This is a genomic window from Citrobacter sp. CFNIH10 (assembly GCF_002934585.1).
GTDB lineage: Bacteria > Pseudomonadota > Gammaproteobacteria > Enterobacterales > Enterobacteriaceae > Citrobacter_A > Citrobacter_A amalonaticus.
Map to the genome: position 1 here is coordinate 1,616,431 of NZ_CP026216.1, position 18,811 is coordinate 1,635,241.

At 51.8% G+C, this 18,811-nt stretch carries 11 protein-coding genes, 6 tRNA genes and 3 rRNA genes; 19 read left to right on the forward strand and 1 reads right to left on the reverse strand.

Annotated elements, in window-relative coordinates; all coding sequences use genetic code 11:
- The first annotated feature begins 246 nt into the window (after positions 1 to 246).
- The 7 genes from C2U53_RS11190 (at position 247) to birA (ending at position 7,536) form a co-directional block, all read left to right on the forward strand.
- A 16S ribosomal RNA gene (locus tag C2U53_RS11190) occupies positions 247 to 1,788 on the forward strand.
- 69 nt (positions 1,789 to 1,857) lie between these two features.
- Positions 1,858 to 1,934 (forward strand) — tRNA-Ile (locus tag C2U53_RS11195).
- A gap of 110 nt (positions 1,935 to 2,044) precedes the next feature.
- Positions 2,045 to 2,120, forward strand: a tRNA-Ala gene (locus tag C2U53_RS11200).
- A 181-nt stretch (positions 2,121 to 2,301) separates the two neighbouring features.
- A 23S ribosomal RNA gene (locus C2U53_RS11205) occupies positions 2,302 to 5,208 on the forward strand.
- Positions 5,209 to 5,278: 70 nt separating this feature from the next.
- A 5S ribosomal RNA gene (gene rrf / locus C2U53_RS11210) occupies positions 5,279 to 5,394 on the forward strand.
- Together the 16S, 23S and 5S rRNA genes with 2 tRNA genes alongside form the textbook arrangement of a ribosomal RNA operon.
- A 154-nt stretch (positions 5,395 to 5,548) precedes the next feature.
- Positions 5,549 to 6,577 carry a UDP-N-acetylmuramate dehydrogenase gene (murB, locus tag C2U53_RS11215; protein WP_044268480.1) on the forward strand — a complete coding sequence of 343 codons (1,029 nt, stop codon included), beginning with the start codon at positions 5,549 to 5,551 and terminating at the stop codon, positions 6,575 to 6,577.
- The gene (gene birA / locus C2U53_RS11220) at positions 6,574 to 7,536 is read left to right on the forward strand and encodes a bifunctional biotin--[acetyl-CoA-carboxylase] ligase/biotin operon repressor BirA (protein WP_090050955.1); all 963 of its coding nucleotides are present in this window, start codon (positions 6,574 to 6,576) and stop codon (positions 7,534 to 7,536) included. Before murB ends, birA begins: the two co-directional genes overlap by 4 nt.
- Before the next feature lie 30 nt (positions 7,537 to 7,566).
- Here birA and coaA read toward each other — a convergent pair whose 3' ends face one another.
- A complete protein-coding gene (coaA, locus tag C2U53_RS11225) occupies positions 7,567 to 8,517 on the reverse strand; it encodes a type I pantothenate kinase (protein ID WP_061069505.1) in 951 nt (316 codons plus the stop codon).
- A 401-nt stretch (positions 8,518 to 8,918) separates the two neighbouring features.
- Between coaA and C2U53_RS11235 the strand changes: the two genes are divergently transcribed.
- The 12 genes from C2U53_RS11235 to rpoB all read left to right on the forward strand — a co-directional run bounded on the left by C2U53_RS11235 (position 8,919) and on the right by rpoB (position 18,738).
- A tRNA-Thr gene (locus C2U53_RS11235) sits at positions 8,919 to 8,994 on the forward strand.
- Between the two features lie 8 nt (positions 8,995 to 9,002).
- Positions 9,003 to 9,087 (forward strand) — tRNA-Tyr (locus C2U53_RS11240).
- 114 nt (positions 9,088 to 9,201) lie between these two features.
- Positions 9,202 to 9,276 (forward strand) — tRNA-Gly (locus C2U53_RS11245).
- Between the two features lie 5 nt (positions 9,277 to 9,281).
- Positions 9,282 to 9,357, forward strand: a tRNA-Thr gene (locus tag C2U53_RS11250).
- A 117-nt stretch (positions 9,358 to 9,474) separates the two neighbouring features.
- A complete protein-coding gene (tuf, locus tag C2U53_RS11255; protein ID WP_042998968.1) occupies positions 9,475 to 10,659 on the forward strand; it encodes an elongation factor Tu in 1,185 nt (394 codons plus the stop codon).
- Positions 10,660 to 10,899: 240 nt separating this feature from the next.
- The gene (gene secE, locus C2U53_RS11260) at positions 10,900 to 11,283 is read left to right on the forward strand and encodes a preprotein translocase subunit SecE (RefSeq protein ID WP_012907759.1); all 384 of its coding nucleotides are present in this window, start codon (positions 10,900 to 10,902) and stop codon (positions 11,281 to 11,283) included.
- A 1-nt stretch (position 11,284) separates the two neighbouring features.
- The gene (nusG, locus tag C2U53_RS11265) at positions 11,285 to 11,830 is read left to right on the forward strand and encodes a transcription termination/antitermination protein NusG (protein ID WP_003862341.1); all 546 of its coding nucleotides are present in this window, start codon (positions 11,285 to 11,287) and stop codon (positions 11,828 to 11,830) included.
- Between the two features lie 157 nt (positions 11,831 to 11,987).
- The gene (rplK, locus tag C2U53_RS11270; RefSeq protein WP_012133815.1) at positions 11,988 to 12,416 is read left to right on the forward strand and encodes a 50S ribosomal protein L11; all 429 of its coding nucleotides are present in this window, start codon (positions 11,988 to 11,990) and stop codon (positions 12,414 to 12,416) included.
- 3 nt (positions 12,417 to 12,419) lie between these two features.
- A complete protein-coding gene (gene rplA / locus C2U53_RS11275; RefSeq protein ID WP_042998969.1) occupies positions 12,420 to 13,124 on the forward strand; it encodes a 50S ribosomal protein L1 in 705 nt (234 codons plus the stop codon).
- 336 nt (positions 13,125 to 13,460) lie between these two features.
- The gene (gene rplJ, locus C2U53_RS11285; RefSeq protein WP_042293041.1) at positions 13,461 to 13,958 is read left to right on the forward strand and encodes a 50S ribosomal protein L10; all 498 of its coding nucleotides are present in this window, start codon (positions 13,461 to 13,463) and stop codon (positions 13,956 to 13,958) included.
- A gap of 66 nt (positions 13,959 to 14,024) precedes the next feature.
- On the forward strand, positions 14,025 to 14,390 hold the full coding sequence (gene rplL, locus C2U53_RS11290; RefSeq protein ID WP_012133812.1) for a 50S ribosomal protein L7/L12: 366 nt from the start codon (positions 14,025 to 14,027) through the stop codon (positions 14,388 to 14,390).
- 319 nt (positions 14,391 to 14,709) lie between these two features.
- Positions 14,710 to 18,738 (forward strand): DNA-directed RNA polymerase subunit beta, encoded by a 4,029-nt coding sequence (gene rpoB / locus C2U53_RS11295; RefSeq protein WP_042998970.1) that lies wholly within the window; start codon positions 14,710 to 14,712, stop codon positions 18,736 to 18,738.
- Positions 18,739 to 18,811 lie beyond the last annotated feature (73 nt).

Here is an 18,811-nt window from a genome sequence, read left to right on the forward strand (position 1 = left end):
GTGATGAACACCAACAGAGAAAAGCGAAATAAATGCTTGACTCTGAAGCGGGAAAGTGTATTATGCACACCCCGCGCCGCTGAGAAAAAGCGAAGCGGCACTGCTCTTTAACAATTTATCAGACAATCTGTGTGGGCACTCAGAGTGACATGGATTCTTAACGTCGCAAGACGAAAAATGAATACCAAGTCTCAAAGAGTGAACACGTAATTCATTACGACGTTTAATTCTAAGAGCATCAAACTTAAATTGAAGAGTTTGATCATGGCTCAGATTGAACGCTGGCGGCAGGCCTAACACATGCAAGTCGAACGGTAACAGGAAGCAGCTTGCTGCTTTGCTGACGAGTGGCGGACGGGTGAGTAATGTCTGGGAAACTGCCCGATGGAGGGGGATAACTACTGGAAACGGTAGCTAATACCGCATAATGTCGCAAGACCAAAGAGGGGGACCTTCGGGCCTCTTGCCATCGGATGTGCCCAGATGGGATTAGCTTGTTGGTGAGGTAACGGCTCACCAAGGCGACGATCCCTAGCTGGTCTGAGAGGATGACCAGCCACACTGGAACTGAGACACGGTCCAGACTCCTACGGGAGGCAGCAGTGGGGAATATTGCACAATGGGCGCAAGCCTGATGCAGCCATGCCGCGTGTATGAAGAAGGCCTTCGGGTTGTAAAGTACTTTCAGCGGGGAGGAAGGTGTTGTGGTTAATAACCGCAGCAATTGACGTTACCCGCAGAAGAAGCACCGGCTAACTCCGTGCCAGCAGCCGCGGTAATACGGAGGGTGCAAGCGTTAATCGGAATTACTGGGCGTAAAGCGCACGCAGGCGGTCTGTCAAGTCGGATGTGAAATCCCCGGGCTCAACCTGGGAACTGCATTCGAAACTGGCAGGCTTGAGTCTCGTAGAGGGGGGTAGAATTCCAGGTGTAGCGGTGAAATGCGTAGAGATCTGGAGGAATACCGGTGGCGAAGGCGGCCCCCTGGACGAAGACTGACGCTCAGGTGCGAAAGCGTGGGGAGCAAACAGGATTAGATACCCTGGTAGTCCACGCCGTAAACGATGTCTATTTGGAGGTTGTGCCCTTGAGGCGTGGCTTCCGGAGCTAACGCGTTAAATAGACCGCCTGGGGAGTACGGCCGCAAGGTTAAAACTCAAATGAATTGACGGGGGCCCGCACAAGCGGTGGAGCATGTGGTTTAATTCGATGCAACGCGAAGAACCTTACCTGGTCTTGACATCCACAGAACTTGGCAGAGATGCCTTGGTGCCTTCGGGAACTGTGAGACAGGTGCTGCATGGCTGTCGTCAGCTCGTGTTGTGAAATGTTGGGTTAAGTCCCGCAACGAGCGCAACCCTTATCCTTTGTTGCCAGCGGTTAGGCCGGGAACTCAAAGGAGACTGCCAGTGATAAACTGGAGGAAGGTGGGGATGACGTCAAGTCATCATGGCCCTTACGACCAGGGCTACACACGTGCTACAATGGCATATACAAAGAGAAGCGACCTCGCGAGAGCAAGCGGACCTCATAAAGTATGTCGTAGTCCGGATTGGAGTCTGCAACTCGACTCCATGAAGTCGGAATCGCTAGTAATCGTGGATCAGAATGCCACGGTGAATACGTTCCCGGGCCTTGTACACACCGCCCGTCACACCATGGGAGTGGGTTGCAAAAGAAGTAGGTAGCTTAACCTTCGGGAGGGCGCTTACCACTTTGTGATTCATGACTGGGGTGAAGTCGTAACAAGGTAACCGTAGGGGAACCTGCGGTTGGATCACCTCCTTACCTTAAAGAACCTGCCTTTGTAGTGCCCACACAGATTGTCTGATGAAAAACGAGCAGTAAAACCTCTACAGGCTTGTAGCTCAGGTGGTTAGAGCGCACCCCTGATAAGGGTGAGGTCGGTGGTTCAAGTCCACTCAGGCCTACCAAATTCGCTCCCGTGCTTTGTTGTGGCAAAGCTCACATACTTTACGTATGCTTCGCTTCACCACGCCGCGCCCGGAAACGAATTGGGGATGAGGTTTTAACTACACTGTATGGGGCTATAGCTCAGCTGGGAGAGCGCCTGCTTTGCACGCAGGAGGTCTGCGGTTCGATCCCGCATAGCTCCACCATACTGTAGAACGTAATCAAGAAAACTTCAGAGTGTACCTGAAAGGGTGCGCTGCGAAGTTTTGCTCTTTAAAAATCTGGATCAAGCTGAAAATTGAAACGACACACTGTCAATGGTGTGTTCGAGTCTCTCAAATTTTCGCAACACGATGATGAATCGAAAGAAACATCTTCGGGTTGTGAGGTTAAGCGACTAAGCGTACACGGTGGATGCCCTGGCAGTCAGAGGCGATGAAGGACGTGCTAATCTGCGAAAAGCGTCGGTAAGGTGATATGAACCGTTATAACCGGCGATGTCCGAATGGGGAAACCCAGTGCAATTCGTTGCACTATCGTTAACTGAATCCATAGGTTAACGAGGCGAACCGGGGGAACTGAAACATCTAAGTACCCCGAGGAAAAGAAATCAACCGAGATTCCCCCAGTAGCGGCGAGCGAACGGGGAGCAGCCCAGAGCCTGAATCAGCATGTGTGGTAGTGGAACGGTCTGGAAAGGCCGGCGATACAGGGTGACAGCCCCGTACACAAAATTGCATGTGCTGTGAACTCGATGAGTAGGGCGGGACACGTGGTATCCTGTCTGAATATGGGGGGACCATCCTCCAAGGCTAAATACTCCTGACTGACCGATAGTGAACCAGTACCGTGAGGGAAAGGCGAAAAGAACCCCGGCGAGGGGAGTGAAAAAGAACCTGAAACCGTGTACGTACAAGCAGTGGGAGCCTCTTTAATGGGGTGACTGCGTACCTTTTGTATAATGGGTCAGCGACTTATATTCTGTAGCAAGGTTAACCGAATAGGGGAGCCGAAGGGAAACCGAGTCTTAACTGGGCGTTAAGTTGCAGGGTATAGACCCGAAACCCGGTGATCTAGCCATGGGCAGGTTGAAGGTTGGGTAACACTAACTGGAGGACCGAACCGACTAATGTTGAAAAATTAGCGGATGACTTGTGGCTGGGGGTGAAAGGCCAATCAAACCGGGAGATAGCTGGTTCTCCCCGAAAGCTATTTAGGTAGCGCCTCGTGAATTCATCTCCGGGGGTAGAGCACTGTTTCGGCTAGGGGGCCATCCCGGCTTACCAACCCGATGCAAACTGCGAATACCGGAGAATGTTATCACGGGAGACACACGGCGGGTGCTAACGTCCGTCGTGAAGAGGGAAACAACCCAGACCGCCAGCTAAGGTCCCAAAGTCATGGTTAAGTGGGAAACGATGTGGGAAGGCTCAGACAGCCAGGATGTTGGCTTAGAAGCAGCCATCATTTAAAGAAAGCGTAATAGCTCACTGGTCGAGTCGGCCTGCGCGGAAGATGTAACGGGGCTAAACCATGCACCGAAGCTGCGGCAGCGACACTAAGTGTTGTTGGGTAGGGGAGCGTTCTGTAAGCCTGTGAAGGTGTGCTGTGAGGCATGCTGGAGGTATCAGAAGTGCGAATGCTGACATAAGTAACGATAAAGCGGGTGAAAAGCCCGCTCGCCGGAAGACCAAGGGTTCCTGTCCAACGTTAATCGGGGCAGGGTGAGTCGACCCCTAAGGCGAGGCCGAAAGGCGTAGTCGATGGGAAACAGGTTAATATTCCTGTACCAGGTGTTACTGCGAAGGGGGGACGGAGAAGGCTATGTTGGCCGGGCGACGGTTGTCCCGGTTTAAGCGTGTAGGTGTGTGTTCCAGGTAAATCCGGTTCACTTTAACACTGAGGCGTGATGACGAGGCACTACGGTGCTGAAGCAACAAATGCCCTGCTTCCAGGAAAAGCCTCTAAGCATCAGGTAACATCAGATCGTACCCCAAACCGACACAGGTGGTCAGGTAGAGAATACCAAGGCGCTTGAGAGAACTCGGGTGAAGGAACTAGGCAAAATGGTGCCGTAACTTCGGGAGAAGGCACGCTGATATGTAGGTGAAGCGATTTACTCGTGGAGCTGAAATCAGTCGAAGATACCAGCTGGCTGCAACTGTTTATTAAAAACACAGCACTGTGCAAACACGAAAGTGGACGTATACGGTGTGACGCCTGCCCGGTGCCGGAAGGTTAATTGATGGGGTTATCCGTAAGGAGAAGCTCTTGATCGAAGCCCCGGTAAACGGCGGCCGTAACTATAACGGTCCTAAGGTAGCGAAATTCCTTGTCGGGTAAGTTCCGACCTGCACGAATGGCGTAATGATGGCCAGGCTGTCTCCACCCGAGACTCAGTGAAATTGAACTCGCTGTGAAGATGCAGTGTACCCGCGGCAAGACGGAAAGACCCCGTGAACCTTTACTATAGCTTGACACTGAACACTGGTCCTTGATGTGTAGGATAGGTGGGAGGCTTTGAAGCGCGGACGCCAGTTCGTGTGGAGCCGCCCTTGAAATACCACCCTTTAATGGCTGGTGTTCTAACGTGGGCCCGTAATCCGGGTTGCGGACAGTGTCTGGTGGGTAGTTTGACTGGGGCGGTCTCCTCCTAAAGAGTAACGGAGGAGCACGAAGGTTAGCTAATCCTGGTCGGACATCAGGAGGTTAGTGCAAAGGCATAAGCTAGCTTGACTGCGAGCGTGACGGCGCGAGCAGGTGCGAAAGCAGGTCTTAGTGATCCGGTGGTTCTGAATGGAAGGGCCATCGCTCAACGGATAAAAGGTACTCCGGGGATAACAGGCTGATACCGCCCAAGAGTTCATATCGACGGCGGTGTTTGGCACCTCGATGTCGGCTCATCACATCCTGGGGCTGAAGTAGGTCCCAAGGGTATGGCTGTTCGCCATTTAAAGTGGTACGCGAGCTGGGTTTAGAACGTCGTGAGACAGTTCGGTCCCTATCTGCCGTGGGCGCTGGAGAATTGAGGGGGGCTGCTCCTAGTACGAGAGGACCGGAGTGGACGCATCACTGGTGTTCGGGTTGTCATGCCAATGGCACTGCCCGGTAGCTAAATGCGGAAGAGATAAGTGCTGAAAGCATCTAAGCACGAAACTTGCCCCGAGATGAGTTCTCCCTGACCCTTTAAGGGTCCTGAAGGAACGTTGAAGACGACGACGTTGATAGGCCGGGTGTGTAAGCGCAGCGATGCGTTGAGCTAACCGGTACTAATGAACCGTGAGGCTTAACCTTACAACGCCGAAGCTGTTTCGGCGAAGAGATGACGCATTCAACTCAGCTTGATACAGATTAACAGAATTTGCCTGGCGGCTGTAGCGCGGTGGTCCCACCTGACCCCATGCCGAACTCAGAAGTGAAACGCCGTAGCGCCGATGGTAGTGTGGGGTCTCCCCATGCGAGAGTAGGGAACTGCCAGGCATCAAACAAGTGAAGAGCCCATCCTGACGGATGGGCTTTTTTGCATCCGTCATCGGTCGGATCATTTTATCGAATAACGTCATCCCGCCATAATACAAGCCATACTGCGGCATATGCGGTAAACTAACCGCGATTTTGCATCAGGAAAGCCTCTATGAATCACTCCCTTAAATCCTGGAATACTTTTGGCATCGATCAAAATGCCAATGAGATTGTTTGCGCCGAAAATGAACAACAACTACTTAGCGCCTGGCAATCTGCCAATGCGTTGCATCAGCCGGTACTGATACTGGGTGAAGGGAGTAACGTCCTGTTCCTTGACGCCTTCCGCGGGACAGTGATCGTTAATCGTATCAAAGGCATTGAAGTAACAGAGCAACCAGACGCGTGGTTATTGCATGTCGGTGCGGGTGAAAACTGGCATCATCTGGTTCAGCATACACTACGTCTTGGCATGCCGGGGCTGGAAAACCTGGCGCTGATCCCCGGCTGCGTAGGGTCTTCACCGATCCAGAATATTGGTGCTTACGGCGTGGAGCTCCAGCGAGTGTGTGATTATGTTGACTGTGTTGAGCTGGCGACAGGAAAATCGCGGCGCGTGAGTGCGGCGGAATGTCGCTTTGGCTATCGTGACAGTATCTTTAAACATGAATACCAGGATCGCTACGCGATCGTTGCGGTGGGGTTACGTCTGACTAAGCAATGGCAACCAGTGTTGACCTATGGCGACCTGACGCGTCTGGATCCGGCCACGGTAACGCCCCAGCAGGTGTTTGATTCGGTTTGCCATATGCGTATAACAAAACTGCCCGATCCAAAAGTGAACGGTAATGCGGGCAGCTTTTTTAAAAACCCCGTCGTGGCAAAGGATGTGGTTGAGGCACTGCTGTCTCAGTTTCCGAATGCCCCTCATTACCCTCAACCTGATGGTTCAGTAAAACTGGCGGCTGGCTGGCTCATTGACCAATGTGAGTTGAAAGGCGTGGGTATCGGAGGGGCAGCCGTACATCGTCAACAGGCGCTTGTACTTATTAACGCGGCTAACGCGACAAGCGAAGATGTGGTCAATCTCGCGCACCTGGTGCGTGCGAAAGTCGGTGAGAAATTTAACGTCTGGCTGGAGCCTGAAGTACGCTTCATCGGGCAGAGTGGCGAAGTCAATGCTGTGGAGATCATTGCATGAAGGATAATACCGTTCCTCTGATGCTTATCTCCTTACTGGCCGATGGCGAGTTTCATTCCGGTGAGCAACTGGGTGAACAGTTGGGGATGAGCCGGGCGGCCATCAATAAACATATCCAGACTCTACGTGACTGGGGAGTTGATGTCTTTACCGTGCCAGGCAAAGGATACAGTTTACCGGAGCCGATTCAGTTGCTGGATTCTGACCGCATCTACAGTCAGTTGGATTGCGGCACGGTGGCTGTGCTGCCGGTTATTGATTCCACCAATCAGTACCTGCTGGACCGCATCGATCTATTGCAGTCTGGCGATGCCTGCGTGGCGGAATACCAACAGGCAGGTCGTGGACGTCGTGGACGTAAGTGGTTTTCCCCCTTTGGCGCAAACCTTTATCTTTCAATGTTCTGGCGTCTGGAGCAGGGGCCGGCCGCCGCGATCGGCTTAAGCCTGGTGATCGGTATCGTAATGGCTGAGGTTCTGCGTGATCTGGGTGCGGACAAGGTACGGGTGAAGTGGCCTAACGATCTCTACCTGTTGGATCGCAAACTGGCGGGGATCCTGGTTGAGTTAACGGGTAAGACGGGCGATGCTGCGCAGATCGTCATCGGCGCCGGCATTAACATGGCAATGCGCCGTGTGGAAGAAGGCGTGGTGAATCAGGGATGGATTACGTTGCAGGAAGCTGGGATTACGCTCGATCGCAATACGCTGGCGGCAAGGCTCATTCGTGAATTACGTACCGCGCTGGAGTTATTTGAGCAAGAAGGACTGGCTCCTTATCTTTCCCGTTGGGAAAAGCTGGATAACTTTATCAATCGCCAGGTTAAACTGATTATCGGTGACAAAGAAATATACGGTATTTCACGAGGTATCGATGCGCAGGGCGCATTACTTCTGGAACAGGATGGTATTATAAAACCGTGGGTTGGGGGAGAAATCTCCCTGAGAAGCGCTGAATAATTAAAAAGGGAGCGAAAGCTCCCTTTTTAATTATTTTCGCAGGCGAACCTGCTCGACGGCATGATTGGCGCTCTTGGTCATAATCAGACTCGCGCGCTCACGCGTGGGTAGAATATTTTGTTTTAAATTCAGCCAGTTAATTTCTTTCCATAATGAGGTGGCCGTATTGATCGCCTCCTCTTTCGTCAGTTTCGCGTAGTTATGGAAATAAGAGTCAGGGTCGGTAAACGCCCCCTCGCGGAATTTAAGAAAACGATTGATATACCATGTCTGCAGTAACTCTTCCGGTGCATCAACATAAATAGAGAAGTCGACGAAGTCCGAAACAAATACATGATGAGGGTCGTGTGGATAGTCCATCCCGCTCTGCAGAACATTGAGTCCTTCGAGAATTAATATATCGGGTTGGGCCACGGTTTTATCCCCATCAGGGATCACATCATAAATCAGATGCGAATAAACCGGAGCGGTTACGTTTGGCACGCCGGATTTGAGATCGGAGACAAACTTGACCAGACGATGCATGTCATACGATTCCGGAAAACCTTTCTTCTTCATTAACCCACGGTCTTTTAATACCTGGTTTGGATGAAGAAAACCATCCGTGGTGATCAGTTCAACGCGACGATGTTCTGGCCAACGGCTCAGTAACGCCTGTAATACACGCGCAGTGGTACTTTTCCCCACCGCTACGCTGCCAGCAATACTGATGATATAAGGGATACGCTCACCGTTCGTGCCCAGAAACTGTTCGAGAACAGCCTGACGACGCAGGTTCGAGCTGATATAGAAGTTAAGCAAACGCGACAAGGGCAAATAGATCTCTGCAACTTCTTCCAGCGATAAATCTTCATTAATCCCTTTTAACCGTGCGATCTCTTCTTCAGTGAGGGTCATCGGCACGGAATCACGAAGCGCAGCCCACTGGTTGCGGTCAAACTGTAGGTAAGGCGTCATTAACGTTTGCTCTTTTATACTCATAAGCATGTTTCTGGCTGTCATTACACCATCAGGGCAGTGATAAAAAGCGCGTCATCCCCGGCATGCAATGGCACGTCGCATTTCAGTTAATTTGGACAATGGGCAGGAGGGTAACACCAGATGGGGGGGAATAATAAGAAAAAATCTCTTCTGAACGTCATTCCCTGAAACGCAATGTGACGGATATTCCAGATGTACAGGCGATGATTTGGTGCGTTGAAGTACCACCCGATGCAGGTGGGAGGAAATGGACTGCCAGATAATGTCGAAATTTTATGCTAAGCTGACTGAAAATACGCCATTTTTTGGTCGTATAGTGCAAAATGTGAGCGATAGAACATTTTATGCAATTTTTTAGTTGCATGAGCACGCAGGTCTCCATAGAATGCGCGCTACTTGATGCCGACTTAGCTCAGTAGGTAGAGCAACTGACTTGTAATCAGTAGGTCACCAGTTCGATTCCGGTAGTCGGCACCATCAAGTCCGGTGGGGTTCCCGAGCGGCCAAAGGGAGCAGACTGTAAATCTGCCGTCACAGACTTCGAAGGTTCGAATCCTTCCCCCACCACCACTTTCTGGCAGCAATTGCTGTCTGAGCTGGTTACGAAAATAATCGGCTCGAATGAGAAAAGAGACTTGTCTCTTTTTTTGTTACAGAAAGAACTGGGTAGCCGAGTTTCAGGATGCGGGCATCGTATAATGGCTATTACCTCAGCCTTCCAAGCTGATGATGCGGGTTCGATTCCCGCTGCCCGCTCCAGACGTGCTGATATGGCTCAGTTGGTAGAGCGCACCCTTGGTAAGGGTGAGGTCCCCAGTTCGACTCTGGGTATCAGCACCACTTCACTTCTCCTCCCCGTGTTTTCTCTGTAACGACTCAATGATTCAACAGTTCAGGCATATCGCCTGGTTGATGTGGTGATATCACCGATTTATCCGTGTCTTAGAGGGACAATCGATGTCTAAAGAAAAGTTTGAACGTACAAAACCGCACGTTAACGTCGGTACTATCGGCCACGTTGACCATGGTAAAACAACGCTGACCGCTGCCATCACTACCGTACTGGCTAAAACCTACGGCGGTGCTGCTCGCGCATTCGATCAGATCGATAACGCGCCGGAAGAAAAAGCTCGTGGTATCACCATCAACACTTCTCACGTTGAATATGACACCCCGACTCGCCACTACGCACACGTAGACTGCCCGGGCCACGCCGACTATGTTAAAAACATGATCACCGGTGCTGCGCAGATGGACGGCGCGATCCTGGTTGTTGCTGCGACTGACGGCCCGATGCCGCAGACTCGTGAGCACATCCTGCTGGGTCGTCAGGTAGGCGTTCCGTACATCATCGTGTTCCTGAACAAATGCGACATGGTTGATGACGAAGAGCTGCTGGAACTGGTAGAAATGGAAGTTCGTGAACTTCTGTCTCAGTACGATTTCCCGGGCGACGACACCCCGATCGTTCGTGGTTCTGCTCTGAAAGCGCTGGAAGGCGACGCAGAGTGGGAAGCGAAAATCATCGAACTGGCTGGCTTCCTGGATTCTTACATCCCGGAACCAGAGCGTGCGATTGACAAGCCGTTCCTGCTGCCGATCGAAGACGTATTCTCCATCTCCGGTCGTGGTACCGTTGTTACCGGTCGTGTAGAACGCGGTATCATCAAAGTGGGCGAAGAAGTTGAAATCGTTGGTATCAAAGAGACTGCCAAGTCTACCTGTACTGGCGTTGAAATGTTCCGCAAACTGCTGGACGAAGGCCGTGCGGGTGAGAACGTTGGTGTTCTGCTGCGTGGTATCAAACGTGAAGAAATCGAACGTGGTCAGGTACTGGCTAAGCCGGGCACTATCAAGCCGCACACGATGTTCGAATCCGAAGTGTACATCCTGTCCAAAGACGAAGGCGGCCGTCATACTCCGTTCTTCAAAGGCTACCGTCCGCAGTTCTACTTCCGTACAACTGACGTGACTGGCACCATCGAACTGCCGGAAGGCGTTGAGATGGTAATGCCGGGCGACAACATCAAAATGGTTGTTACCCTGATCCACCCGATCGCGATGGACGACGGTCTGCGTTTCGCAATCCGTGAAGGCGGCCGTACGGTAGGCGCAGGCGTTGTTGCTAAAGTTCTCAGCTAATCGCTGATAACATTTGACGCAATGCGCATTAAAAGGGCATCATTTGATGCCCTTTTTGCACGCTTTCGAACCAGAACCTGGCTCATCAGTGATTTTATTTGTCATAATCATTGCTGAGACAGGCTCTGAAGAGGGCGTTGAGCCCGGAATGCCCCCAATGCATTTCGGCACAAGGTTGACTGGTTAGCCTCGCATTCGCGGGGTGAAATTATTTGTAGAATACTTCTGACAGGTTGGTTTATGAGTGCGAATACCGAAGCTCAAGGGAGCGGGCGTGGCCTGGAAGCGATAAAGTGGATCGTGGTTGTGGCATTGCTGCTCGTGGCAATTGTTGGCAACTATCTTTATCGTGACATGATGCTGCCGCTGCGTGCGCTGGCCGTAGTAATTCTGATTGCTGCAGCGGGTGGTGTCGCGCTGTTGACGACAAAAGGTAAAGCTACCGTTGCTTTTGCCCGCGAAGCGCGTACTGAAGTACGTAAGGTCATTTGGCCGACTCGCCAGGAAACATTGCACACCACGTTGATTGTGGCTGCGGTTACCGCAGTAATGTCACTGATCCTGTGGGGACTGGATGGTATTCTGGTTCGCCTGGTTTCCTTTATCACTGGCCTGAGGTTCTGAGATGTCTGAAGCTCCTAAAAAGCGCTGGTACGTCGTTCAGGCGTTTTCCGGTTTTGAAGGCCGCGTAGCAACATCGCTGCGTGAGCATATCAAATTACACAATATGGAAGAGTTGTTTGGCGAAGTCATGGTGCCGACCGAAGAAGTGGTTGAAATCCGTGGTGGTCAGCGCCGTAAGAGCGAGCGTAAATTCTTCCCGGGTTATGTGCTGGTCCAGATGGTCATGAATGACGCGAGCTGGCACCTGGTGCGTAGCGTACCGCGTGTGATGGGCTTTATCGGCGGTACATCTGACCGTCCGGCGCCGATCAGCGACAAAGAGGTTGATGCGATTATGAATCGCCTGCAGCAGGTGGGTGATAAGCCGCGGCCGAAAACGTTGTTTGAACCGGGTGAGATGGTGCGTGTCAACGATGGTCCGTTTGCTGACTTTAATGGCGTCGTTGAAGAAGTGGACTATGAGAAGTCCCGCCTGAAAGTATCCGTTTCTATCTTCGGTCGTGCGACCCCGGTAGAGCTGGACTTTGCACAGGTTGAAAAAGCCTAAGTAACGATCAAAAAAGCGGCGATTTAATCGTTGCACAAGGCGTGAGATTGGAATACAATTTCGCGCCTTTTGTTTTTATGGGCCTGGCCCGTAGAACGAATTTTTATATCACGGGGAGCCTCTCTGAGGCGCTATCACCCAACAGAGGAAATTGAGAATGGCTAAGAAAGTCCAAGCCTACGTCAAGCTGCAGGTTGCAGCTGGTATGGCAAACCCGAGTCCGCCGGTTGGTCCTGCTCTGGGTCAACAGGGTGTTAACATCATGGAATTCTGCAAAGCGTTCAACGCTAAGACTGATTCCATCGAAAAAGGTCTGCCAATTCCGGTTGTTATCACCGTTTACGCTGACCGTTCTTTCACCTTCATTACCAAAACGCCTCCGGCAGCCGTTCTGCTGAAGAAAGCGGCTGGTATTAAGTCTGGTTCCGGTAAGCCGAACAAAGACAAAGTAGGTAAAATTTCCCGCGCTCAGCTGCAGGAAATCGCGCAGACCAAAGCTGCCGACATGACTGGTGCCGACATTGAAGCGATGACTCGCTCCATTGAAGGTACTGCACGTTCCATGGGCCTGGTAGTGGAGGACTAAGAAATGGCTAAACTGACCAAGCGCATGCGTGTGATCCGTGAGAAAGTTGATGCGACCAAACAGTACGACATCAACGAAGCTATCTCTCTGCTGAAAGAACTGGCTACCGCTAAGTTCGTTGAAAGCGTAGACGTTGCCGTTAACCTCGGCATCGATGCGCGTAAATCTGACCAGAACGTACGTGGTGCAACTGTACTGCCGCACGGTACTGGCCGTTCCGTTCGCGTAGCTGTATTTACCCAGGGTGCAAACGCTGAAGCTGCTAAAGCTGCTGGCGCTGAACTGGTAGGTATGGAAGATCTGGCTGAGCAGATCAAGAAAGGCGAAATGAACTTTGACGTGGTTATTGCTTCTCCGGATGCAATGCGCGTTGTTGGCCAACTGGGCCAGGTTCTGGGTCCGCGTGGCCTGATGCCAAACCCGAAAGTGGGTACCGTAACGCCGAACGTTGCTGAAGCAGTTAAGAACGCTAAAGCGGGTCAGGTTCGTTACCGTAACGACAAAAACGGCATCATCCACACTACCATCGGTAAAGTGGATTTTGACGCTGACAAACTGAAAGAAAACCTGGAAGCTCTGCTGGTTGCGCTGAAGAAAGCAAAACCGACTCAGGCGAAAGGCGTGTACATCAAGAAAATCAGCATCTCCACCACCATGGGTGCTGGTGTTGCCGTTGATCAGGCTGGTCTGAGCGCTTCTGCGAACTAAGATTAGCTTTACGTGGGCGGTGGATTTGTCTACAATTCTACCCCCACGTTTCTGTTGAAAGAGACAGACACTCTGCAAGTCATTTGAATTGCGGTTCGAAAGACGAAGCATAGAACAGATTTGTTCGTTGGAGCCTGGCCTAATCCAGGCCTCCGTCGAAGACCGCAGGTGTTTCGTAAGAAACTTAATCCCCTGCGTAGACGGTGACAGAACGCTAAGATTATTTTTGGATACTCTGGCTTGTTTCTGCTCACCGTATTAAGACGCTCTTTTCGTTGGAAAGAGTGAAGTGAGTTCCGGAACATGAGTTCCGGCAAACATCCAGGAGCAAAGCTAATGGCTTTAAATCTTCAAGACAAACAAGCGATTGTTGCTGAAGTCAGCGAAGTAGCCAAAGGCGCGCTGTCTGCAGTAGTTGCGGATTCCCGTGGCGTGACTGTAGATAAAATGACTGAACTGCGTAAAGCAGGTCGTGAAGCTGGCGTTTACATGCGTGTTGTTCGTAACACCCTGCTGCGTCGTGCTGTTGAAGGTTCTCCGTTCGAGTGCCTGAAAGACACGTTTGTTGGTCCGACCCTGATTGCATACTCTATGGAACACCCGGGCGCTGCTGCTCGTCTGTTCAAAGAGTTCGCGAAAGCGAATGCAAAATTTGAGGTCAAAGCCGCTGCCTTTGAAGGTGAGCTGATCCCGGCGTCTCAGATCGACCGCCTGGCAACTCTGCCGACCTACGAAGAAGCAATTGCACGCCTGATGGCAACCATGAAAGAAGCTTCGGCTGGCAAACTGGTTCGTACTCTGGCTGCTGTACGCGATGCGAAAGAAGCTGCTTAATCGCAGTTATCTTTTTAAAGCATCTGCTTACGTATAAACTTATTCTGATATTCAGGAACAATTTAAATGTCTATCACTAAAGATCAAATCATTGAAGCAGTATCCGCTATGTCCGTAATGGACGTTGTAGAACTGATCTCTGCAATGGAAGAAAAATTCGGTGTTTCCGCTGCTGCTGCTGTTGCTGTAGCTGCTGGCCCGGTTGAAGCTGCTGAAGAAAAAACTGAATTCGACGTAATTCTGAAAGCTGCTGGCGCTAACAAAGTTGCTGTAATCAAAGCAGTACGTGGCGCAACTGGCCTGGGTCTGAAAGAAGCTAAAGACCTGGTAGAATCTGCTCCGGCCGCTCTGAAAGAAGGCGTGAGCAAAGATGACGCAGAAGCACTGAAAAAATCTCTGGAAGAAGCTGGCGCTGAAGTTGAAGTTAAATAAGCCAACCCTTCCGGTTGCAGCCTGAGAAATTAGGCTGATGGCTGGTGACTTTTTGGTCACCAGCCTTTTTGCGCTGTAAGGCGCCAGTAGCGTTTCACACTGTTTGACTACTGCTGTGCCTTTCAATGCTTGTTTCTATCGACGACTTAATATACTGCGACAGAGCGTCCGTTCTGTGTAAATCGCAATGAAATGGTTTAAGCGTGATAGCAACAGGCATTGCGGAAAGTATTCGATTTTCCGGTCAACAAAATAGTGTTGCACAAACTGTCCGCTCAATGGACAGATGGGTCGACTTGTCAGCGAGCTGAGGAACCCTATGGTTTACTCCTATACCGAGAAAAAACGTATTCGTAAGGATTTTGGTAAACGTCCACAAGTTCTGGATGTGCCTTATCTCCTTTCTATCCAGCTTGACTCGTTTCAGAAGTTTATCGAGCAAGATCCTGAGGGGCAGTATGGTCTGGAAGCCGCCTTCCGTTCCGTATTCCCGATTCAGAGCTATAGCGGTAATTCCGAGCTGCAATACGTCAGCTACCGTCTTGGCGAACCGGTGTTTGACGTTCAGGAATGTCAGATCCGTGGCGTGACCTATTCCGCACCGCTGCGCGTAAAACTGCGTCTGGTGATCTACGAGCGCGAAGCGCCGGAAGGCACCGTTAAAGACATTAAAGAACAAGAAGTCTACATGGGCGAAATTCCGCTCATGACCGACAACGGTACCTTTGTTATCAACGGTACTGAGCGTGTTATCGTTTCTCAGCTGCACCGTAGTCCGGGCGTCTTCTTTGACTCCGACAAAGGTAAAACCCACTCTTCGGGTAAAGTGCTGTATAACGCGCGCATCATTCCTTACCGTGGTTCCTGGCTGGACTTCGAATTCGATCCGAAGGACAACCTGTTCGTACGTATCGACCGTCGCCGTAAACTGCCTGCGACCATTATTCTGCGTGCGCTGAACTACACCACTGAGCAGATCCTGGATCTGTTCTTCGAAAAAGTGATTTTCGAGATTCGCGACAACAAGCTGCAGATGGAGCTGGTGCCTGAACGTCTGCGTGGTGAAACCGCCTCCTTCGATATCGAAGCGAACGGTAAAATCTACGTTGAAAAAGGCCGCCGCATCACTGCGCGTCACATCCGCCAACTGGAAAAAGACGATATCAAACATATCGAAGTTCCGGTTGAGTACATTGCGGGCAAAGTGGCTGCGAAAGATTACGTTGACGAATCCACTGGCGAGCTGATCTGCCCGGCGAACATGGAGCTGAGCCTGGATCTGCTGGCTAAGCTGAGCCAGTCTGGCCACAAACGTATCGAAACCCTGTTCACCAACGATCTGGATCACGGCCCGTACATTTCTGAAACCGTACGCGTCGACCCAACTAACGATCGTCTGAGCGCGCTGGTAGAAATCTACCGCATGATGCGCCCGGGTGAGCCGCCGACACGTGAAGCGGCTGAAAGCCTGTTTGAGAACCTGTTCTTCTCTGAAGACCGTTATGACCTGTCTGCGGTCGGTCGTATGAAGTTCAACCGTTCTCTGCTGCGCGACGAAATCGAAGGTTCCGGTATCCTGAGCAAAGACGACATCATCGAAGTGATGAAGAAGCTCATCGATATCCGTAACGGTAAAGGCGAAGTCGATGATATCGACCACCTCGGCAACCGTCGTATCCGTTCCGTAGGCGAAATGGCGGAAAACCAATTCCGCGTTGGCCTGGTACGTGTTGAGCGTGCGGTGAAAGAGCGTCTGTCTCTGGGCGATCTGGATACCCTGATGCCTCAGGACATGATCAACGCCAAACCGATTTCTGCAGCAGTGAAAGAGTTCTTCGGTTCCAGCCAGCTGTCTCAGTTTATGGACCAGAACAACCCGCTGTCTGAGATTACGCACAAACGTCGTATCTCTGCCCTCGGCCCAGGCGGTCTGACGCGTGAGCGTGCTGGCTTTGAAGTTCGAGACGTACACCCGACGCACTATGGTCGCGTATGTCCAATCGAAACGCCTGAAGGTCCGAACATCGGTCTGATCAACTCCCTGTCCGTGTACGCACAGACTAACGAATATGGCTTCCTCGAGACGCCGTATCGTCGCGTGGTTGATGGCGTTGTGACAGATGAGATTCATTACCTGTCTGCTATTGAAGAAGGTAACTTCGTTATCGCTCAGGCGAACTCGAACCTGGATGACGATGGCCACTTCGTAGAAGATCTGGTGACCTGCCGTAGCAAAGGTGAATCCAGCCTGTTCAGCCGTGACCAGGTTGACTACATGGACGTTTCCACTCAGCAGGTGGTTTCCGTCGGTGCGTCCCTGATCCCGTTCCTGGAACACGATGACGCCAACCGTGCATTGATGGGTGCGAACATGCAACGTCAGGCGGTTCCGACTCTGCGCGCTGATAAGCCGCTGGTAGGTACCGGTATGGAACGTGCTGTTGCCGTTGACTCCGGTGTTACTGCGGTGGCTAAACGTGGCGGTACCGTTCAGTACGTGGATGCTTCCCGTATCGTTATCAAAGTTAACGAAGACGAGATGTACCCGGGCGAAGCGGGTATCGACATCTACAACCTGACCAAATACACCCGTTCTAACCAGAACACCTGTATCAACCAGATGCCGTGTGTCTCTCTGGGCGAGCCGGTTGAACGTGGTGATGTACTTGCAGACGGTCCGTCCACCGACCTCGGTGAACTGGCGCTCGGTCAGAACATGCGCGTCGCGTTCATGCCGTGGAACGGTTACAACTTCGAAGACTCCATCCTCGTTTCCGAGCGTGTTGTCCAGGAAGACCGTTTCACCACCATCCACATTCAGGAACTGGCGTGCGTGTCCCGTGACACCAAGCTGGGGCCGGAAGAGATCACCGCTGACATCCCGAACGTGGGTGAAGCTGCGCTCTCCAAACTGGATGAATCCGGTATCGTTTACATCGGTGCGGAAGTGACCGGCGGCGACATTCTGGTGGGTAAGGTAACGCCGAAAGGTGAAACCCAGCTGACGCCAGAAGAAAAACTGCTGCGTGCGATCTTCGGTGAGAAAGCGTCTGACGTTAAAGACTCTTCTCTGCGCGTACCAAACGGTGTTTCCGGTACGGTTATCGACGTTCAGGTCTTTACTCGCGATGGCGTAGAAAAAGACAAACGTGCGCTGGAAATCGAAGAGATGCAGCTGAAGCAGGCGAAGAAAGACCTGTCTGAAGAACTGCAGATCCTCGAAGCTGGCCTGTTCAGCCGTATCTATGCTGTGCTGGTTGCCGGTGGTGTTGAAGCTGAGAAGCTCGACAAACTGCCTCGCGATCGCTGGCTGGAACTCGGCCTGACCGATGAAGAGAAACAAAATCAGCTGGAACAGCTGGCTGAGCAGTACGACGAACTGAAACACGAGTTCGAGAAAAAACTCGAAGCGAAACGCCGCAAAATCACCCAAGGCGACGATCTGGCACCGGGCGTGCTGAAGATTGTTAAGGTCTATCTGGCCGTTAAACGCCGTATCCAGCCTGGTGACAAGATGGCAGGTCGTCACGGTAACAAGGGTGTCATTTCTAAGATCAACCCGATCGAAGATATGCCGCACGATGCTAACGGTACGCCGGTAGATATCGTACTGAACCCGCTGGGCGTACCGTCTCGTATGAACATCGGTCAGATTCTGGAAACCCACCTGGGTATGGCTGCGAAAGGTATCGGCGATAAGATCAACGCCATGCTGAAACAGCAGCAGGAAGTCGCGAAACTGCGCGAGTTCATCCAGCGTGCGTACGATCTGGGCGCTGATGTTCGTCAGAAAGTTGACCTGAATACCTTCAGCGATGAAGAAGTTCTGCGTCTGGCTGAAAACCTGCGCAAAGGTATGCCAATCGCAACGCCGGTGTTCGACGGTGCGAAAGAAGCGGAAATTAAAGAGCTGCTGAAACTGGGTGACCTGCCGACTTCCGGTCAGATCACGCTGTTCGACGGCCGTACGGGTGAGCAGTTCGAGCGTCCGGTAACTGTAGGTTACATGTACATGCTGAAACTGAACCACCTGGTCGACGATAAGATGCACGCTCGTTCCACCGGTTCCTACAGCCTGGTTACTCAGCAGCCGCTGGGTGGTAAGGCGCAGTTCGGTGGTCAGCGCTTCGGGGAGATGGAAGTATGGGCGCTGGAAGCATACGGCGCGGCATACACCCTGCAGGAAATGCTCACCGTTAAGTCTGATGACGTGAACGGCCGCACTAAGATGTATAAGAACATCGTAGATGGCAACCATCAGATGGAACCGGGCATGCCGGAATCCTTCAACGTACTGTTGAAAGAGATTCGTTCGCTGGGTATCAACATCGAACTGGAAGACGAGTAATTCTCGCTCAAACAGGTCACTGCTGCCGGAATAACACCCGGCAGCGGAATGTGCTAACTCCGACGGGAGCAAA